This is a genomic window from Actinokineospora fastidiosa (genome assembly GCF_014648415.1).
Classification (GTDB): Bacteria; Actinomycetota; Actinomycetes; order Mycobacteriales; family Pseudonocardiaceae; genus Actinokineospora; species Actinokineospora fastidiosa.
Map to the genome: position 1 here is coordinate 809,555 of NZ_BMRB01000001.1, position 16,575 is coordinate 826,129.

A 16,575-nucleotide genomic window follows, 5' to 3' on the forward strand; every position below is an offset into this window, starting at 1 on the left:
GGCGTGGAGTGCGGGTCAGGCGGTCTTGCGGCGGCGCTGCCAGATCAGCGCGCCCGCGCCCGCGCCCAGCAGGCCGACGCCCACCAGGACCGGGACCAGGATGTTGGCGCCGGTGTCGGGCAGGTCGTCACCGGGGACCGGCGGCGCGGGGGTGGTGCTCGGCACCGGGGCCTCGGTCGTCGTGGACGGCGCGGGCTCGGTGGTGGTGGTCGGCGTGGTCGTGGTGACCGGCGCCTCCGCCCACTTGACGGCGGCCTCGGCCACGAGCTCGGTCTCCTCGGACTCGGCCACGATCAGCGACTGCGCCGGGCCCCTGCCCTCGCCGTTCTCGTGGTAGCCGTCCACCACGAACAGCCGACCGATGTCCACCTTGGACAGCGTGGACAGCGCGAAGCCGCCCTCGCCCGCGGGCGCGTCCGCAGGGACGTTGACGAACAGCTCGGCGCCGTCGGCGACCTGGGCCGCGTCGGTGATCTTGGCGCGGTCCTTCGTGGTCAGCACCACGCCCTCGGGCAGGTCGGTGAGGACCTCGGCGATCTCGCCGTTGGTGGTCACCTTGAACGGGCCGATGGCCTCGCCCGCCTTGCCCTCGACCGCGTCGGGGTTGATCTCCAGCACCGGGGTCGGCTGCTCGCCCAGGTCCTCGGCGTTGGCGATCAGGTAGTCGTAGAGCGCCAGGATGTCCTGCTCGGCGTCGTCGCGGGCGGACGCGTCGTCGCGGTCGAGCTCGACGCCGTCGCTGAAGTGCCAGATGGCCGCCTGGGTGGCCGAGATGGCCTCGGTCTGCTCCAGGCCCGCCTCGCCCCACTCCAGGTCGAGCGCGTTCAGCTCCTGCAGCGACTTCGCCGGGAAGCCGTGGTGCAGGATCCACTTGATCTTGCCGCGGTTCGCGTGGAAGGGCGAGCCCGGGTTGGGGTAGGCGTCCCACGGGGTCTCGATCATGTCCCGCTGCTGGGTAGCGCCGACGTGGAACTCCACGCAGTAGACCTTGAGGTGGCCGCCACCGTTCAGGTCGAGGTGCAGCAGCGACGCCTGGTGCGGGTTCTTGTCGCTGCCCTTGATGTTGAGGCCTTCGCCCTCGATCTTCTTGCCCTCGCTGTTGTCCAGCCGCCCGCTCGCGGCCTCAGCGGCCGCGGGGAGCGCGGCGAAACCCATGAGAAGCGCGGTCGCCGCGACAGCGGCGCCAACACGACCCAGCTTGCCCATGACTGTCCTCTCGGTCTGAGTGCCCCGACTGGCCCGCCCAAATGATCAACTCACCCGAACTGGGGAATGATCAGCCGATCCGGCGATGGCGCACTCTACTGATCAGCCGAATTGGTCCGGACATCGGGGGGTGAATTCACACAAGACGGTCACTCGAACAGACCACGAGGCACTGAGGGCAACTTCGGGAAAGGGACTCTCGACCAGCGTCGCAAGGGCTAGGGTCACGGCGTGCACACGGTGCCGCAGGAGCCGGAACCGCCCGCCTGGCACCAGGATCCGGGCGCGGCGGATCGAGACCGAACCGTGACGGAGCCGCCGTCGCGGCTGCCCGCGACACTCGGCGTCCTGGCGATCATCGCAATTGTCGCCGCGGTTGTGGCAATTGTGATCGTGCACGGCGGTGGCGAACCCGGTGTCGCGGTTCCGGCGCCCTCGACGACGGCTACCAGCGCAGGCCCGGCGGGCGATTCAGTGGTGATCGACAATCCGGACGCCCGGCTGTCCTATCGGCTGCCGTCGGGCTGGGTCGCCGAGCCGGATTCGGCGCCGGAGATCCTGGGCGTGCGGTTCACCGGAGCGGCCGCGTACGGCGGCTACGACTGCGGCGGGAAGGCGTACAGCCGCGCCGTCGTCTTCAGCGCGGCTGTCCAGAGCAGATCGGACAAGCGGCTGGACCTGCGCGAGACCGGACACCGCTTCGCCGCCGAGATCGCCGCGCGGTTCCTCGCCGCCCCCGACACCGCGCCCACCGACGGCGAGATCACCGAATACGACGGCCACACAGGACTGGTGATGACGCTGCCGGTCACCATCCCCTCTGCCGACCCCGACTGCGAGGCCACCGAGGGAACGGTGACCGTCCTGGCGGTCGACCTGGACAACGCCACGGCGACCACCAAGCGCGGCATCGCGCTGCTGGTCCACGTCCAGGACACGGCGGGCGGCCCGGACGAGCCGGCCCCGCCGCCCGCCGCCGATGTCCAGGCGATCATCGACAGCCTCGCCGTCGACTAGCCCTGCCAGCCCCGCACGACCTCGTCGAGCACGGACAGCGGCAGCATCCCGTTGCCCAGCACGACGTCGTGGAAGCCGCGGATGTCGAACCGCTCGCCCAGCCGCGCCTCCGCCTCCCGCCGGATGCGCTGGATCTCCAGCCTGCCGACCATGTACGACAGCGCCTGGCCCGGGTAGGCGATGTAGCGGTCGACCTCGGCGTTGATGTCCACCGCCGAGAGCGGGGTGTTCTCCCGCAGGTAGGCCACCGCCTGCTCGCGGCTCCAGCCCTTGGCATGCAGGCCGGTGTCGACCACGAGCCTGCCCGCGCGCATGGAGTCCATGGCGAGCATGCCGATGCGCGCCACGTCGTCGGAGTACAGGCCCATCTCCTCGGCGAGGCGCTCGGTGTAGAGGCCCCAGCCCTCGGTGTAGGCGTTGACGTCGGCGATGCGCCGCAGCAGCGGCAGGTCCAGCTCCAGCGCGATGGTCAGCTGGAAGTGGTGCCCCGGCACGGCCTCGTGGAAGGCGGTCACCTCGGACAGGAACCGGTCGCGCTTCTCGGCCTCGTGGGTGTTGGCGTAGTAGACGCCCGGCCGCAGCCCGTCCATCGAGGGCTGCATGTAGTACGCGGCGGGCGCGCCCGCGGCCTCGTTGGCGGGGACCGCCTCGACCTGGCAGCGCTGGCTGGGCAGCCTGCCGAACCACTGCGGCGCCACCGCCTCGGCGCGCTCGATGCACGCGCGGGCGTGGTTGAGGAGTTCCTCCGCGCTGCTCCACCGCAGGGCCGGGTCCTCGATGAGCCTGCGGAAGATCTCGGCCTGGTCGCGCGTGCCGAAGACCTTCGCGCCCAGCTCGGCGTACTCCTCGCGCAGGCCCGCGATGATGTCGAGGCCGGTCTGGTGCAGTTCGTCCGGCGTGCGGTCGGTGGTGGTGTGCACGCGGACCATGCGCGCGTACGCGGCGTCGCCGTCGGGCAGCGCGCACAGGCCGGGTCGGTCGTCCGGGCGGCCGTGGGCGGCGATCTCGTCGACGAGCGCCTGCCGGTAGCGGGCGAACGCCGGGCGCACGACCTCGGCGACGACGCGCTCGCGCTCGGCCTCGAAGCCGCGGTCCTCGCCGGGCATGGCCTGGGTCAGCAGCGGGTCGGGCCCGTCGGCCAGGTACCGGTCCAGGTGCGCGACCGCGTTGTCCACCAGCCGCCGCACCGGGACCCGGCCTGCGGCGACGCCCTCGCGGTGGCGCTGGGCGTGCGCCTCGAGGTGGGCCGGGATGGCGCGGAGCCGGGCCAGGTACGACGTGGCGCGCTCGGCGTCGGGGAGCACGACCATCGGCAGGAACGACAGCAGGCGGGCGGCCGGGCCGACGAACAGGTCGGTGACGGTGTGCTCGGCGAGCCGCGCGTCGATGGCGTCGACGACAGCCTCGGCCTGCTGCGCGACGACCTTGACGGTGACGGCGTCCTGGCCGTCGACGTCGGTCACGGCGGCGGCGCGCTTGGCGATGTCGACGGCGGCGGCGCGGACGCGGGCCTCGGACTCGGCGCTGGGATCGGCCAGCCGCTCGTCGTAGCCGGGAACGCCGAGCAGTGTGGCGAACACCGGCTCGGCGCCGAACTTCAGGGTGGTCAGCTCGTCGGCCAGGGTGGCGGCCGTGTCGCCAGGGGTGGTCATGGCCCGACAGTACGACAGCCTCACCCGGCCCGGTCGCGCCGCTCCTGCGCCCGCCAGCGGTCCAGCATGGCCTCGATCTCGCGCTGCAGGAACTCGAAGAAGCGGCGGCTGGTGTCCAGCCGCTCGGCTGCCGGGCCGGAGCCGAGCGTCTCCACGCCCTCGCGCAGCGCGGTGGTCCAGTTGTCGAGCAGCTTGTCGCGGTTGGTGAACGCCTCCATCCAGCTGTTCTCGCTGACCATGTAGTGGTCGCGCCGCTCCCCCGGCTCGCGGCCCTTCGCCACCAGGCCGACCTGGTCGAGGTAGCGCACGGCGCCCGACACCGCGGCCGGGCTCACGCCCAGCGCCGTCCCCAGCTCCGCTGCCGTCATCCGGCCGGAGTCGGTGGTCATCAGGCAGGCGAACACGCGCGCGGGCATCCGCGCCATGCCGCCCTCGGCCAGCAGGAGCGCGAACCGCTCCACGAACCGGGCCACCGCCTGCGGGTCCTTCTCGGTCACTGCCCACCTCCGGCGGTGATATTAGCGGATTCCTAACGTTCACAAATTCGTGAATCCACTGTAGGTTGTGAACCATGAACACCGCAATCTCCGTGTCCGGCCTGGTCAAGACGTTCGGGCGGACCCGCGCGCTGGACGGCCTCGACCTGACGGTGCGGGCCGGGGAGGTGCACGGCTTCCTCGGCCCGAACGGCTCCGGGAAGTCCACGACCATCCGGGTGCTGCTGGGCCTGCTGCGCGCCGACTCCGGCCGGGCGAGCGTCCTCGGCGGCGACCCGTGGCGCGACGCCACGGCGCTGCACCGCCGCCTCGCCTACGTGCCCGGCGACGTCTCGCTGTGGCCGAACCTCTCCGGCGGCGAGGTCATCGACCTGCTCGGCAGGCTGCGCGGCGGGCTGGACAAGCGCCGCCGCGACGAGCTGCTGGAGCGCTTCGACCTCGATCCGCGCAAGAAGGGCCGCACCTACTCCAAGGGCAACCGGCAGAAGGTCGCGCTGGTCGCCGCGCTCGCCTCCGACGTCGAGCTGCTGGTGCTGGACGAGCCGACCTCCGGCCTGGACCCGCTGATGGAGGCGGTGTTCCAGGAATGCGTCGGCGAGGAGCGCGACCGCGGCCGCACCGTGCTGCTGTCCAGCCACATCCTCGCCGAGGTCGAGACCCTGTGCGACCGGGTGAGCATCATCCGGCAGGGCCGCACGGTGGAGACCGGCACGCTGGCCGAGCTGCGCCACCTGACCCGCACGACGATCAGCGCCGAGCTGACCGGCCCGCCCAACGGCCTCGCTGGCCTCGCAGGCGTGCACGACCTGCAGGTCCGCGGCAACCACGTCTCCTTCGACGTCGACACCGCCGCCCTCGACGAGGCCCTCCGCGCGCTGACCCACACCGGCGTGCGCGCGCTGACCAGCCAACCGCCCACCCTCGAGGAACTGTTCCTGCGGCACTACCAGGAGACTCGATGAGGATCTCCGCGCGCGGCCGCCAGCCGCACCCAAGGGGAACGGGACGCAAGCCAGCCACCGGCGCGCAGCCAACCGAGCTGTTCCGCCCCGAGGCGACCAACAGGGGAAAATCCGGGGAGGCGGGACAGTGACCGGAACCTGGAGCCTCATCCGGCTCGCGCTGCGCCGCGACCGCGTCATCCTGCCGATCTGGATCGTGCTGCTCGGGCTGATCCCCATGTCCGGCATCACCGCCTACGAGGAGTTGTTCCCCGACGAGGCGTCACGCGCGGCTTTGTCGGCGGGCGCGGGCAGCAACCCGGCCATCGCCGTCCTCTTCGGACCCGCCTACGACTTGACCACCGCGGGCGGCTTCACCGCGTGGCGCTTCGGCATGTTCACCGCGCTGTTCATCGCGCTCATGGCGATCTTCACGGTCACCCGGCACACCCGCGCCGAGGAGGACAGCGGGCGGCTTGAGCTGCTGGGCTCGGCGGTCGTCGGACGGCACGCGGCGCTGACCGCCGCGCTCGCCGTGACCTCGGGCGCCGCCCTGGTGATCGGCGTGCTGATCGGCGCGGGCCTGACCGGGGCCGGGGTGGCCGCGGGCCCGTCGTTCCTGTTCGGCATGAGCATCGCGGGCACGGGCATCGCGTTCGCGGCGGTCTCGGCGGTGACCGCGCAGTTCACCGAGTACGCGCGCTCGGCCAACGGCATGGCCACGGCCGTGCTCGGGCTGACGTTCCTGCTGCGCGGCGTCGGCGACTCGACGGTCTCGCTGACCTGGCTGTCCTGGCTCTCGCCGCTGGCGTGGCCGCAGCTGGCCAAGCCGTACGTCGAGGACCGCTGGTGGGTGCTCGTGCTGCCGGTGGCCACGGCGCTGGTGATCGGCGCCGTCGCCTACGCCCTGACGCCGCGCCGCGACCTCGGGGCGGGCCTGCTGCCGCAGCGGCTCGGCCCGCCGAGCGCGGCGGCGTCGCTGGGCGGCCCGCTCGGCCTGGCCGCGCGGCTGCAGCGCGGCGGGCTCATCGGCTGGGCGATCGGGTTCGCCGCGACCAGTGCGATCTTCGGCTCGATCGCCAACGGCATCACCGACCTGTTCGGGTCCAGCGGCCAGATGACCGAGATCCTGACCAGGATGGGCGGCGCGCAGGCGCTGGTCGACTCGTTCCTGGCGTCCATGGCGGGCATGTTCGGCATCCTCGCCGCCGTCTACGGCGTGCAGGCGGTGCTGCGGATGCGCGCGGAGGAGACGACCGTGCGGGCCGAGCCGGTGCTGGCCGCGGGCGCGAGCAGGCTCGGGTGGAGCGGCGCGCACCTGGTATTCGCCCTCGGCGGGCCCGCGCTGCTGCTGGTGCTGGCCGGGCTCGGCATGGGCGTCGGCCACGGGCTGCGCACCGACGACCTCGGCACCCAGGTGGGGCACGCGCTGGAGATCAGCCTGGCCCAGCTGCCCGCGGTGTGGATCGTCGCGGGGGCGGCGGCGCTGCTGTTCGGCGTGGCGCCCTCGGTCTCGGTGCCGGGCGCGTGGGCGGTGCTGGCGGTCGTGGTGCTGGTGACGATGTTCGGGCCGGTGCTGCAGGTCGACCAGTGGGTGATGGACATCTCACCGTTCAGCCACGTGCCCAAGAGCTGGGAGGCCGGGCCGCTGCTCGGGCTGACGGCGGTGGCGGCCGTGCTGCTGGCCGCGGCGCTCACCGGGTTCCGGCGGCGCGACATCGGCTGAGGTCAGGGGGCGTTCCCGCGGGGTCCTGGGGGCTCCGCGGGAATGCCGCGTCCGGGGCGGAGGTTGACCCGATCGGGTGGTCACGGCTTATAGTTCGCGTGGCTAACAATCTCTTCTCCTGGGGGTTTCTCGCGTGAGCGTGTCGACGTCGTCCAGACCGGCGACACTGCCCCGCGAGGTGTGGGTGATCATCTCGGCCAACTTCGTGATCGCGATCGGCTTCGGCCTGGTCGCGCCCGCGCTGCCGACCTTCGCCCGCGGCTTCGACGTCAGCGTCACCGCCGCCTCCGTCGTCATCAGCGCCTTCGCCGTGGCCCGGCTGGTGTTCGCGCCCGCGGCGGGCAGGCTGGTCACGGTCCTCGGCGAGCGCTGGGTGTACCTGGTCGGGCTGTCGGTCGTCGCGGTCACCACGGGCGCGTGCGCGTTCGCCACGGAGTACTGGCACCTGCTCGTGCTGCGCTGCCTGGCGGGCACCGGATCGACGATGTTCACCGTCTCCGGCGTCGCGCTGATGCTGCGGCTGACACCGCCGCTGCTGCGCGGGCGCGCGTCCGGGCACTGGGGCACGAGCTTCCTGCTGGGCAACGTCGCCGGTCCGATCATGGGCGGCGGGCTGATCGCGATCTCGCTGCGCACGCCGTTCCTGGTGTACGCCGGATCGCTGTTCCTCGCGGTGTTCATCGTCTGGTTCGCGCTGCGCAAGTCGACCCTGATGGCGCCCGCGGGCGACTCGGACGTGCCGACGCTGCCGCTGCGGGCGGCGTTGCGCGACAGCGGCTACCGGGCGTCGCTGGCGTCCAGCTTCGCCAACGGGTGGGCGGTGTTCGGCGTGCGCACCGCGCTGATCCCGCTGTTCATCACCGAGGTCCTGCGGCGCGACGAGTCGTTCGCGGGCACGGCGCTGGCGCTGTTCGCCGCGGGCAACGTGGCCATGCTGCTGGTGTCCGGACGGCTGTCGGACCGCATCGGCCGCAAGCCGATGCTCATCACCGGCCTGCTGGTGGCGGGCGCGTCGACGGTGTGGGTGGGCTTCACCGACTCGGTGTTCGAGTTCGTGGTGGCGACCATCGTCGCGGGGCTCGGGACGGGCGTGTACGCGCCGTCCCAGCAGGCCGCCGTGGGCGACGTGCTGGGCAAGGCGCGCGGCGGGCAGGTGCTGGCGGTGTTCCAGATGAGCGCGGACGTGGGCGCCATCCTCGGGCCGATCGTGGCGGGCGTGCTGGCCGACCGGCTGTCGTTCGTCGCCGCCTTCGGCGTCACCGGCGCCCTGCTGCTCGCGGCCGCGCTGGTGTGGCTCCCGGCCCGCGAGACCCTGCCCCGCCCCTGACGGTGCAACCCGCTACTCCGTTGGAGCGCATTCGGCGGCATGATCGGGTCAATCGCGCTGCGCCCCGCTGATTGTGGTGGGACCCTTCGGGGTACCTGTCTGGGACGGAGGCGGGTGATGACGACCTTCTGGATAGTGGCGGCCGCCCTGGTCGTCCTGTACGCCGCTTGGCGCCTGCGACGCGCCAACCACACCCTGCAGACGATCCTGCGCGAGGAACGCGACCGCGTGGAGCCCGCGCAGGGGGATGAGCCGGTAAGTCACCGGGACCGCGAGCGCTGGTGAGGGCCTGTGGATAACTTCCGCGGCGGTTTCGGGGATCGGCTTAGCGTTGGGGTATGGCATTCACTCTTGAGCACACAGCGACCCACCGGACCACGACCTACCGCCTGACCGTCACCGCCGACGCAGGCCAGCTCACCCTCGACCTCCACGGCAGCTCGGAGACGGAGGGCGTCGTCGCCGACGGCACCATCCGCCTCCCGGTGTCCGGCACAGCCGAGACCGCCCGCCTCCTCACCCGAGCCCTCACGGCGGCGGGCGCGTTCGACAGCACCCGAAAACGAGGCACAGCCCCGAACTCCCACGCCCCCTGGACCCAAGACCAGGACACGGCCCTGCGCGCCGACTGGCAGACCTACAAGGAGACCACCCCGGCCACCACAGCCATCCGCGAACTCGCCACCGCCCGCCAACGCTCCCCCGGCTCCATCCGAGCCCGCCTCTCCCGAATCGGCTGCGACCCCGACGTCCCCGGCCGCCTCCTCACCCCCGAAACCGCAGAACTGATCGGCCGAACGACACCCGCCCGGTAACCATCCCCAGGCGATCCACAGCCCCTGTGGATCGCCTGGGCCAACCCCCGCCCTGAGAGAAGGGAGCCTCCACAGAAGCAATAACCGATGACGACCCTCAATTCCCGCACCAAGAATGGGCCACACACACCCACTCGCCCACCGGCAGCACCTCACCTCACCAACCACGCCGGACCGAGATCGCCCGCTGCCCAGCCGCACCTCGCATCTGCCTCCCCCACCAGACATCCCCCACAGCAGGCCACCCCACCGACCTCACCCTCGCCAACGCGCCGCACCAAGAAACACCCGCTGCCCAACCGCATCCCCCCACCTGCCTCCACCTCCAGACACCCCACGGCGGGCCATCGCACCTAACTCACCCCCCGCACCTACCGCGCCCCCGGCCACCGCACCGACAGCACTCCGCACCTGGCCTCTTCCTTCACCCTGCTAGCCGACCTCCAAGCCCCGCCAACTCCGGCACCATCCCACTCACAACGCCTGAAGGACTGCCTCCCCGACCATCCGCGACCGGACCTTGCCGCTGAGCAGCCATCCCTTCCCAGCCACCACCCCTCGTCCCGGTCCTCCAGCCCAGCCAGCGCCGGCTGAGAGAGCCAGCTCTCAACCTGCCCCCGCTCTGCCTACCCCGCACGCAATCCCAGGAGCTCGCCCAACCGGACCGCGGAGGCCCCACCGCGCTGATCCGCGCGCCCGGCCGGTACCAAGCGAAGCTCAGCCATACCCCGCGCCGACTCAGCCGGAGCCGCGTCCCGCCTCCCCGCCGAACCGGAACCTCACCCCGCCTCTCCTCCTCCCGACCAACCCATCCGCTCCCCGCCTCCCCGCCTCCCCGCCTCCCCGCCTCCCCACCTCCCCACCTCCCCACCTCCCCGACCAACCCAACCGCACCCTGCCTCCCCGCCCAACCCAACCGCACCCCGACCCCACCCCCGCCTCCCCGACCAACCCAACTGCACCCTCACGTTCTGCCCATCCCCAACCGCACCCTCGGTGGCTTGGTGAGGTGCGGCTGGGGCTGGCGTGTGGGTCAGGGGCGGTCGAACTCCGGGATCAGTTCGCCGGTCAGGCGGATGCTCGTCATCACCTGCTCGTGGGTCAGGCCGCCGATCTGGTGGAGGCACATGAGGCGGTCGATGCCGAGGTCGGCGTAGGCGCGGAGTTTCTTCCGGCAGGTGTCGGGGGAGCCGACGATCAGGGACTGCTGGGCGCTGAGGACGTCGAAGATCTCCTCGTCCGGCACCGGTTCGCCCTGGATGATGCGGCCGATCAGGGTCTGGCCGGGGGTCGGGCCGGTGGTGGCCTCGGCGCGGAGGAACTCGCCTGCCAGGCCGCCGCCCGACGGGTCGGCCATGAGCTGCTGCTGGTGGGCCAGCAGCCGGACGAAGTCCTTGCTGGCCTCGAAGAAGTTCAGCGCGGTCACGGTGTACCACGCGGCCGCCGCGGCGGCGCCGTTGCGCATGGCCTGTTCGTCCGTCTCGGCGCAGTGGACGAAGGTGAAGAAGCCGATCTGGTTGTTCACGAACGCCCCCACCGGGTCGGTGCACGCGGCGGCGGCGTCGCGGTAGAGGCGGACCATGCGCTCGACGCGCTCGATCGACTCCCAGAACGTCGTCCCGAGCACGCCGACGCCCCGGCGACCGGCCTCCTCGAACGACGCCGGGCTCGCCGCCGCCTGCCACAGCGGCGGGTGCGGGCTCTGCACCGGCTTCGGCGTGATCGAGACGTCCCGCAGCCGATAGGTGTCGCTGTCGTGGCTCACCGCGTCCTCGGTCCACAGCCGCGGCACCAGCTCGAACGCCTCGCGCGTCTGCCCGCGCACGTCGTCCGGGTCGATGTTGAACAGCCGCCACTCCGGGACCGTCGACCGCGTCATCCCCAGCTCCACCCGCCCGCCGCTCAGGTGGTCCAGCGTCGCCGCCCGCTCGGCCACCCGCACCACGTGGTTGAACCGCGACGGCGCCAACACCGCGGCGTGCCCCAACCGGATCCGCGAGGTCACCTGCGACAACGCCGCGAGGAACACCTCCGGCGCCGACGAGAGGCTGAACTCCCCCGCGCCGTGGTGCTCCACCTGCCACCAGCAGCCGTACCCCAGCTCGTCGGCCAACCGGGCCTGCTCGATCGCCTGCCGGAACCGCTCCCCCTCCGATCCCCGCCCGCGGTTCTGGATCTCGTTGAACACATCGATCTTCACCTGGCACCCCTTCCATCCGAGTCACCGACAGGGTCAGCGGAAGGGCCGCCGGTGTTACCGGCCCGCCGATACCGGTCGGCGAGCACGCGCAGGTGGTCGACGAGCTCAGGCGGACCGTCGACGGTGAAGTCCGCGTCGAGCAGTCCGATGTGGACGGCAAGGCTCGCCACCGTGTCCGCACCCGTGTGCAGCACGCAGGTCTCGTCGTCCACCGCCTCGACCGTCCCCACGGCCGGGTTGATCCGCTCGGCCACCACCTCGGCGGGCGCCCGCACCGTCACGCTCGCCCGATACCGCCAGGCGGCGGAGGACACGCCGTGCCGGACCCGGGCGGTCAGGTCCTCGGGCACGTCCCGCGCGGCGAACCGCGGCCCGGTCGGCGTCCTCGGCGTCACCCGGTCGACCCGGAACGTGCGCCAGTCGCCGCGCTGGACGTCCCACGCGACGAGGTACCACCGCCTGCCCCAGTTGACCAGCCGGTACGGCTCGACGACCCGGCGGCTCTCGCTGTCGTCGTGGGCGCGGTAGTCGAACCGCAACTGCTCCCGGTCCCGACAAGCGGCCGCGATGACGGTCAAGACCTCCGCCGACACCCGTGGTCCAGCGTCGTCAGCGGGCACCCGCACGGCATAGGTGTGCAAGGTGTTCACCCGCCGCCGCAGCCGGGACGGCAGCACCTGCTCCAGCTTCGCCAGCGCCCGCAACGACGTCTCCTCCACCCCCGTGATCGACCCCGCCGCCGCCGTGCGCAGCCCGATCGCGACCGCGACAGCCTCCTCGTCGTCGAGCAGCAACGGCGGCAGCGCGGCGCCAGCGCCGAGGCGATACCCGCCCGTCGCCCCGCGGTTGGCGTTGACGGGATAGCCGAGGGCACGCAGCCGCTCGACGTCGTTGCGCACTGTCCGGGTGCTCACCGCGAGCCGGTCCGCCAGTTCCGCGCCGGTCCACTCGCGCGGGGTCTGCAGCAGGGAGAGCAGGCGGAGCAGCCGAGCCGAGGTCTCCAACATTCCTCGAACTCTGCCAGACATATAGGAACCAACTGTTCCTAATCACCTCCTAGATTGATCCCATGAGCACCGAGATCAAGCCCTTCCGGATCGACGTCCCCCAGGCCGACCTCGACGACCTCGCCGACCGGCTCGCCCGCGTCCGCTGGACCGAGGAACTGCCCGCCGACCAGGTCACCGACGGCGTGCGGCGCGGCCCGGTCGAGCCCGGATGGGAGTACGGCGTGCCGCTGTCGTACGTCAAGCGCCTCGTCGACCGCTGGCGCACCGGCTACGACTGGCGGGAGTGGGAGGCGGCGCTGAACGCCTACCCGCAGTTCACGACCGAGATCGACGGCCAGGACATCCACTTCCTGCACGTGCGCTCGCCCGAGCCGGACGCGACGCCGCTGATCCTCACCCACGGCTGGCCCAACACGATCGCCGAGTTCCTGGACGTCATCGGCCCGCTGACCGACCCGCGCGCCCACGGCGGCGACCCCGCGCAGGCGTTCCACGTCGTCATCCCGTCCCTGCCCGGCTTCGCCTTCAGTGGCCCGACACGGGAGAAGGGCTGGAACCGCCACCGCACCGCCCGCGCCTGGGCCGAGCTGATGCGGCGCCTCGGCTACGACCGCTACGGCGCGCACGGCAACGACGCGGGCGCCCTCGTCTCCCCGGAACTCGGCCGGATCGCGCAGGACCAGGTGATCGGGGTCCACGTCACCCAGCTGTTCTCGTTCCCGTCCGGCGACCCCGCCGAGTTCGAGGGCATGACCGCAGACGAGCTGGCGCACCTGCAGTTCCTGCAGAGCTTCAACGACGAGATGTCCGCCTTCGCCCAACTGCAGGCGACCAAGCCGCAGAACCTCGCGCACGCCCTCGCCGACTCCCCCTCGGGCCAGCTCGCCTGGACCGCGCAGCTGCTCGCGGGCACCAGCGACGACCACGTCCTGACCAACGCGACGATCTACTGGCTGACCAACACCGCCGCTTCATCGGCCCGCTTCTACTACGAGGACCGGCACACCACGCACCCCACCGAGCCGACGACCACCCCGACCGGCCTGGCCAGCTTCGCCCACGACTTCACCCCGCTGCGGCGCTTCGCCGAACGCGACCACGCGGCCATCGTGTCGTGGAACGAGTACGACCGCGGCGGCCACTGGTCCGCCCAGGACGCCCCGGACCTGCTGGTCCAGGACATCCGCGGGTTCTTCGCCGGACTCGGCTGACCGCCGGGGCCGTGCCGTGAACGACCACGGCACGGCCCGTCACGCGTTCTCGGCGAAGACCGCCCGGACGGCGTCGGTGTCGAACCCGCGGGCGAGCAGGTGGTGCAGCAGGATCCGGGCCTTGTAGGCGTCGAGGAACCCGGCGGAGATCAGTCCACGCCCCAGCAGATCGGACTCCGAACCGCGGAAGCCGTAGGTGGTCGCGAGCACCGAGCCACCCCCGGTGCGCGACGCCAGCACCACCGGCATCCGCGCCGCGAGCCCGCTCACCACCTCGACCACACCCTCGGGAACATGCCCCGCGCCGAACGCCGCCACCACGACCCCGTCGACGCGGTCGGCGATCGCCTCCAGCACCACGCCCGTGTCGCCCAACACCATGGGAACCACAGCCACGGTGACGTCCCGCGACTCGGCCGACCGCGGCACCGACGTCCGCCTGACGGGCCGGTTCACCACCCGCACCCGGCCTTCCACCACATACCCCAACGGCCCGCCGTTGACGGACTGGAACGTCGCACAACTCGACGTGTGCGTCTTCCGAACCCGCCGCGCCGCGTGGATCTCGTCGGCGAACACCACCACCGCCCCCAACCCCCGGGCGTCCTCACCGGCGGCGGTCTGGATGGCGGCCAGCAGATTCGCGGGCCCGTCGGCCCCCGCCAACGTCGGATTGCGCATAGCCCCCGTGACCACGACGGGCTCATCGCGCGAGAGCAGGAGGTCGAGCAGGAACGCGGTCTCCTCGATGGTGTCCGTCCCCTGCGTCACCACGACACCCGCGGAGCACTTCTCGATCTCGGCCGCCACCGCGTAGACGTCGGCGAGCGACACCGCCGCCCCCGGCACCCGCCGGAAGTCCCGCACCTCGACCGAGATCCCCGTCTCCGCCAAGCCAGGCACGGCCGCCACCAACTGCCGGGCCGACAACGCGGGCACCACCCCACCCGGCCCATCCGCCGTCATCGCGATGGTCCCGCCAAGCCCGAACACCACAACCCGTGAATCGCCAGCCACCACTGTCCTCCCGCCCGAAGGGATCCCCGTCACACCCCCAAGACGAGACCAGGGCCCGTTCCGTTTCCGGAACCGGGCCCTGACCTGGACTTGCTGTTGCGCGCCCGAAGGGATTCGAACCCCTAACCTTCTGATCCGTAGTCAGATGCTCTATCCGTTGAGCTACGGGCGCATGTTCAGTTGTCACCCGGCGAGCCGGGTGTCAGCGGAGGCTCCGGGATTTGAACCCGGGAGGGGCGATAAACCCCAACCGCATTAGCAGTGCGGCGCCATAGACCAGACTAGGCGAAGCCTCCCGGGGCCCCAGGCCGCTGGCGGTAAGACTACACAGGGGGTGTCCGCCAGGGCAAAACGCCCCCCTCCTCTTCGATTGTGCGCAGGTCAGGGGCCAGGTGGCGGGCACCATGGGCCGGGTGGGGGATATGGGGGTCGCGGACACTCCGGGAACCGGCTCCTCGGCACTAGAGTCGCGACTGCCACACCCAGAAGGAGGGGCAACGAGATGGACAAAGTCGTCCGCAGCGCTGCTGAGGCGGTCGCCGACATCGCGGACAACGCGAGCTTGGCGGTGGGCGGGTTCGGGTTGTGCGGGATACCCAGCGAGCTGATCAAAGCGCTGCTCGACAAGGGCGTCACGGGGCTGGACGTGACGTCCAACAACTGCGGCGTCGACGAGTGGGGGCTCGGACTGCTCCTGCGCGAGCGGCGGATCGCGCGGATGACCAGTTCCTACGTCGGGGAGAACAAGGAGTTCGCCCGGCAGTACCTCTCCGGGGAGCTGGAGGTGGAGCTGACGCCGCAGGGCACGCTGGCCGAGCGGCTGCGGGCGGGCGGCACCGGCATCCCCGCCTTCTTCACCCGCACCGGCGTCGGCACGCAGGTCGCCGACGGCGGGGTGCCGTGGAAGTACGACGGCGACGGCGGCGTCGCCGTGGCCTCCCCGCCGAAGGAGGTGCGGGAGTTCGACGGCCTGGAGTACGTCATGGAGCGGGCGATCGTCACCGACTTCGCCCTGGTCCGGGCGTGGAAGGGCGACCGGCACGGCAACCTGGTGTTCCACGCGTCCGCGCGGAACTTCAACCCGCTGTGCGCGATGGCGGGACGGATCAGCATCGCCGAGGTCGAGCACCTGGTCGAGCCGGGCGAGATCGAGCCGGACGAGGTGCACCTGCCGGGGATCTTCGTGCAGCGGGTGGTCCCGCTGACGCCCGAGCAGGCCGCCGACAAGCGCGTCGAGCGCCGGACCGTCCGCCAGAAGGGGGCATGACATGCCGCTGACCCGTGAGCAGATGGCGGCCCGCGCCGCCGCGGAGCTGACCGACGGCTCCTACGTCAACCTGGGCATCGGCCTGCCGACCCTGGTGCCGAACTACGTGCCCGACGACGTCGAGATCGTCCTGCAGTCCGAGAACGGCATCCTCGGCGTCGGCGCCTACCCGTACGAGGGCGAGGAGGACCCCGACGTCATCAACGCGGGCAAGGAGACGGTGACCCTGCGCAAGGGCGCCTCCTACTTCGACTCCGCCCTGTCCTTCGCGATGATCCGCAGCGGCAAGGTGGACGCGGCGATCCTGGGCTCGATGCAGGTCTCCAAGCACGGCGACATGGCCAACTGGATGATCCCGGGCAAGATGATCAAGGGCATGGGCGGCGCGATGGACCTGGTCCACGGCGCCAAGCTGCTCATCGTGCTGATGGAGCACGTGGCCAAGGACGGCACGTACAAGATCGTGAACGAGTGCTCGCTGCCCTACACCGGCAAGCGGGTGGCGCACAAGATCATCACCGATCTGGCGGTCATCGACATCACCGACCGCGGGCTGATTCTGCGCGAGCTCGCGCCCGGCGTCACCGAGGACGAGGTGCGGGAGAAGACCGAGCCCGAGCTGATTGTCGAGGGCCCGCTCAAGTCGATGGTGTGAGCGAGTGGGGCGGGCGGGTCCGCCCGCCCCCTCC

General features: G+C 71.7%; 15 protein-coding genes and 2 tRNA genes. 9 read left to right on the forward strand and 8 right to left on the reverse strand.

All coding sequences use genetic code 11. From position 1 onward, the window contains the following. Window positions 1-15: 15 nt before the first annotated feature. The gene (locus IEY98_RS03765; protein WP_189208850.1) at window positions 16-1,206 is read right to left on the reverse strand and encodes a thioester domain-containing protein; all 1,191 of its coding nucleotides are present in this window, start codon (window positions 1,204-1,206) and stop codon (window positions 16-18) included. Window positions 1,207-1,683: 477 nt separating this feature from the next. On the opposite strand from IEY98_RS03765, the gene IEY98_RS03770 reads away from it, so the two are divergent. Beyond that, complete coding sequence (locus IEY98_RS03770; RefSeq protein WP_189208851.1) at window positions 1,684-2,223, forward strand: DUF8017 domain-containing protein; 540 nt, start codon at window positions 1,684-1,686, stop codon at window positions 2,221-2,223. Here IEY98_RS03770 and IEY98_RS03775 read toward each other — a convergent pair. Further along, on the reverse strand, window positions 2,220-3,875 hold the full coding sequence (locus IEY98_RS03775) for a DUF885 domain-containing protein (protein WP_189208852.1): 1,656 nt from the start codon (window positions 3,873-3,875) through the stop codon (window positions 2,220-2,222). The genes IEY98_RS03770 and IEY98_RS03775 overlap by 4 nt on opposite strands. A 20-nt stretch (window positions 3,876-3,895) precedes the next feature. After that, a complete protein-coding gene (locus IEY98_RS03780) occupies window positions 3,896-4,372 on the reverse strand; it encodes a GbsR/MarR family transcriptional regulator (RefSeq protein WP_229786543.1) in 477 nt (158 codons plus the stop codon). A 74-nt stretch (window positions 4,373-4,446) separates the two neighbouring features. Here IEY98_RS03780 and IEY98_RS03785 point away from each other — a divergent pair, with 74 nt between their 5' ends. The 5 genes from IEY98_RS03785 (at window position 4,447) to IEY98_RS03805 (ending at window position 9,181) form a co-directional block, all read left to right on the forward strand. After that, the gene (locus IEY98_RS03785) at window positions 4,447-5,334 is read left to right on the forward strand and encodes an ABC transporter ATP-binding protein (RefSeq protein WP_189208853.1); all 888 of its coding nucleotides are present in this window, start codon (window positions 4,447-4,449) and stop codon (window positions 5,332-5,334) included. 127 nt (window positions 5,335-5,461) lie between these two features. Next, window positions 5,462-7,039: an ABC transporter permease gene (locus IEY98_RS03790; protein ID WP_229786544.1), complete on the forward strand. Its 1,578-nt coding sequence runs from the start codon at window positions 5,462-5,464 to the stop codon at window positions 7,037-7,039. Between the two features lie 133 nt (window positions 7,040-7,172). Next, the gene (locus tag IEY98_RS03795; RefSeq protein ID WP_308425831.1) at window positions 7,173-8,366 is read left to right on the forward strand and encodes an MFS transporter; all 1,194 of its coding nucleotides are present in this window, start codon (window positions 7,173-7,175) and stop codon (window positions 8,364-8,366) included. A 117-nt stretch (window positions 8,367-8,483) separates the two neighbouring features. After that, window positions 8,484-8,651, forward strand: a complete 168-nt coding sequence (locus IEY98_RS03800; protein ID WP_189208854.1) for a hypothetical protein — start codon at window positions 8,484-8,486, stop codon at window positions 8,649-8,651. Window positions 8,652-8,704: 53 nt separating this feature from the next. Continuing rightward, window positions 8,705-9,181 carry a hypothetical protein gene (locus IEY98_RS03805; RefSeq protein WP_189208855.1) on the forward strand — a complete coding sequence of 159 codons (477 nt, stop codon included), beginning with the start codon at window positions 8,705-8,707 and terminating at the stop codon, window positions 9,179-9,181. 1,033 nt (window positions 9,182-10,214) lie between these two features. On the opposite strand, the gene IEY98_RS03810 is transcribed toward IEY98_RS03805, so the two are convergent. Both IEY98_RS03810 and IEY98_RS03815 read right to left on the reverse strand, forming a co-directional pair. Continuing rightward, window positions 10,215-11,381 (reverse strand): LLM class flavin-dependent oxidoreductase, encoded by a 1,167-nt coding sequence (locus IEY98_RS03810; RefSeq protein ID WP_189208856.1) that lies wholly within the window; start codon window positions 11,379-11,381, stop codon window positions 10,215-10,217. After that, entirely contained in the window at window positions 11,378-12,388 is a 1,011-nt protein-coding gene (locus tag IEY98_RS03815) for a helix-turn-helix transcriptional regulator (RefSeq protein ID WP_189208857.1), read from the reverse strand. The genes IEY98_RS03810 and IEY98_RS03815 overlap by 4 nt, the downstream gene beginning before the upstream one ends. Window positions 12,389-12,450: 62 nt before the next feature. Here IEY98_RS03815 and IEY98_RS03820 point away from each other — a divergent pair, with 62 nt between their 5' ends. Further along, on the forward strand, window positions 12,451-13,602 hold the full coding sequence (locus tag IEY98_RS03820) for an epoxide hydrolase family protein (protein WP_189208858.1): 1,152 nt from the start codon (window positions 12,451-12,453) through the stop codon (window positions 13,600-13,602). Window positions 13,603-13,641: 39 nt separating this feature from the next. Here the strand turns inward: IEY98_RS03820 and IEY98_RS03825 are convergent, their stop codons facing one another. The 3 genes from IEY98_RS03825 to IEY98_RS03835 form a co-directional block, all read right to left on the reverse strand. Next, window positions 13,642-14,652: an asparaginase gene (locus IEY98_RS03825; RefSeq protein ID WP_308425832.1), complete on the reverse strand. Its 1,011-nt coding sequence runs from the start codon at window positions 14,650-14,652 to the stop codon at window positions 13,642-13,644. A 66-nt stretch (window positions 14,653-14,718) separates the two neighbouring features. Continuing rightward, window positions 14,719-14,791: transfer RNA gene (locus tag IEY98_RS03830), tRNA-Arg, on the reverse strand. A gap of 34 nt (window positions 14,792-14,825) precedes the next feature. Further along, window positions 14,826-14,915, reverse strand: a tRNA-Ser gene (locus IEY98_RS03835). A 206-nt stretch (window positions 14,916-15,121) separates the two neighbouring features. On the opposite strand from IEY98_RS03835, the gene IEY98_RS03840 reads away from it, so the two are divergent. Both IEY98_RS03840 and IEY98_RS03845 read left to right on the forward strand, forming a co-directional pair. After that, entirely contained in the window at window positions 15,122-15,886 is a 765-nt protein-coding gene (locus tag IEY98_RS03840; RefSeq protein WP_189208860.1) for a CoA transferase subunit A, read from the forward strand. A gap of 1 nt (window position 15,887) precedes the next feature. Beyond that, window positions 15,888-16,541, forward strand: coding sequence for a CoA transferase subunit B (locus IEY98_RS03845; protein WP_189208861.1), 654 nt, complete (start codon window positions 15,888-15,890; stop codon window positions 16,539-16,541). The last annotated feature ends 34 nt before the right edge of the window (window positions 16,542-16,575 follow it).

Excerpts from the sequence above, each read along its gene's own strand:
- IEY98_RS03765 (WP_189208850.1), bottom strand. The coding sequence starts at position 1,206 with ATGGGCAAGCTGGGTCGTGTTGGCGCCGCTGTCGCGGCGACCGCGCTT.
- IEY98_RS03775 (WP_189208852.1), bottom strand. The coding sequence starts at position 3,875 with ATGACCACCCCTGGCGACACGGCCGCCACCCTGGCCGACGAGCTGACC.
- IEY98_RS03785 (WP_189208853.1), top strand. The coding sequence starts at position 4,447 with ATGAACACCGCAATCTCCGTGTCCGGCCTGGTCAAGACGTTCGGGCGG.
- IEY98_RS03800 (WP_189208854.1), top strand. The coding sequence starts at position 8,484 with ATGACGACCTTCTGGATAGTGGCGGCCGCCCTGGTCGTCCTGTACGCC.
- IEY98_RS03805 (WP_189208855.1), top strand. The coding sequence starts at position 8,705 with ATGGCATTCACTCTTGAGCACACAGCGACCCACCGGACCACGACCTAC.
- IEY98_RS03815 (WP_189208857.1), bottom strand. The coding sequence starts at position 12,388 with ATGTTGGAGACCTCGGCTCGGCTGCTCCGCCTGCTCTCCCTGCTGCAG.
- IEY98_RS03820 (WP_189208858.1), top strand. The coding sequence starts at position 12,451 with ATGAGCACCGAGATCAAGCCCTTCCGGATCGACGTCCCCCAGGCCGAC.
- IEY98_RS03840 (WP_189208860.1), top strand. The coding sequence starts at position 15,122 with ATGGACAAAGTCGTCCGCAGCGCTGCTGAGGCGGTCGCCGACATCGCG.
- IEY98_RS03845 (WP_189208861.1), top strand. The coding sequence starts at position 15,888 with ATGCCGCTGACCCGTGAGCAGATGGCGGCCCGCGCCGCCGCGGAGCTG.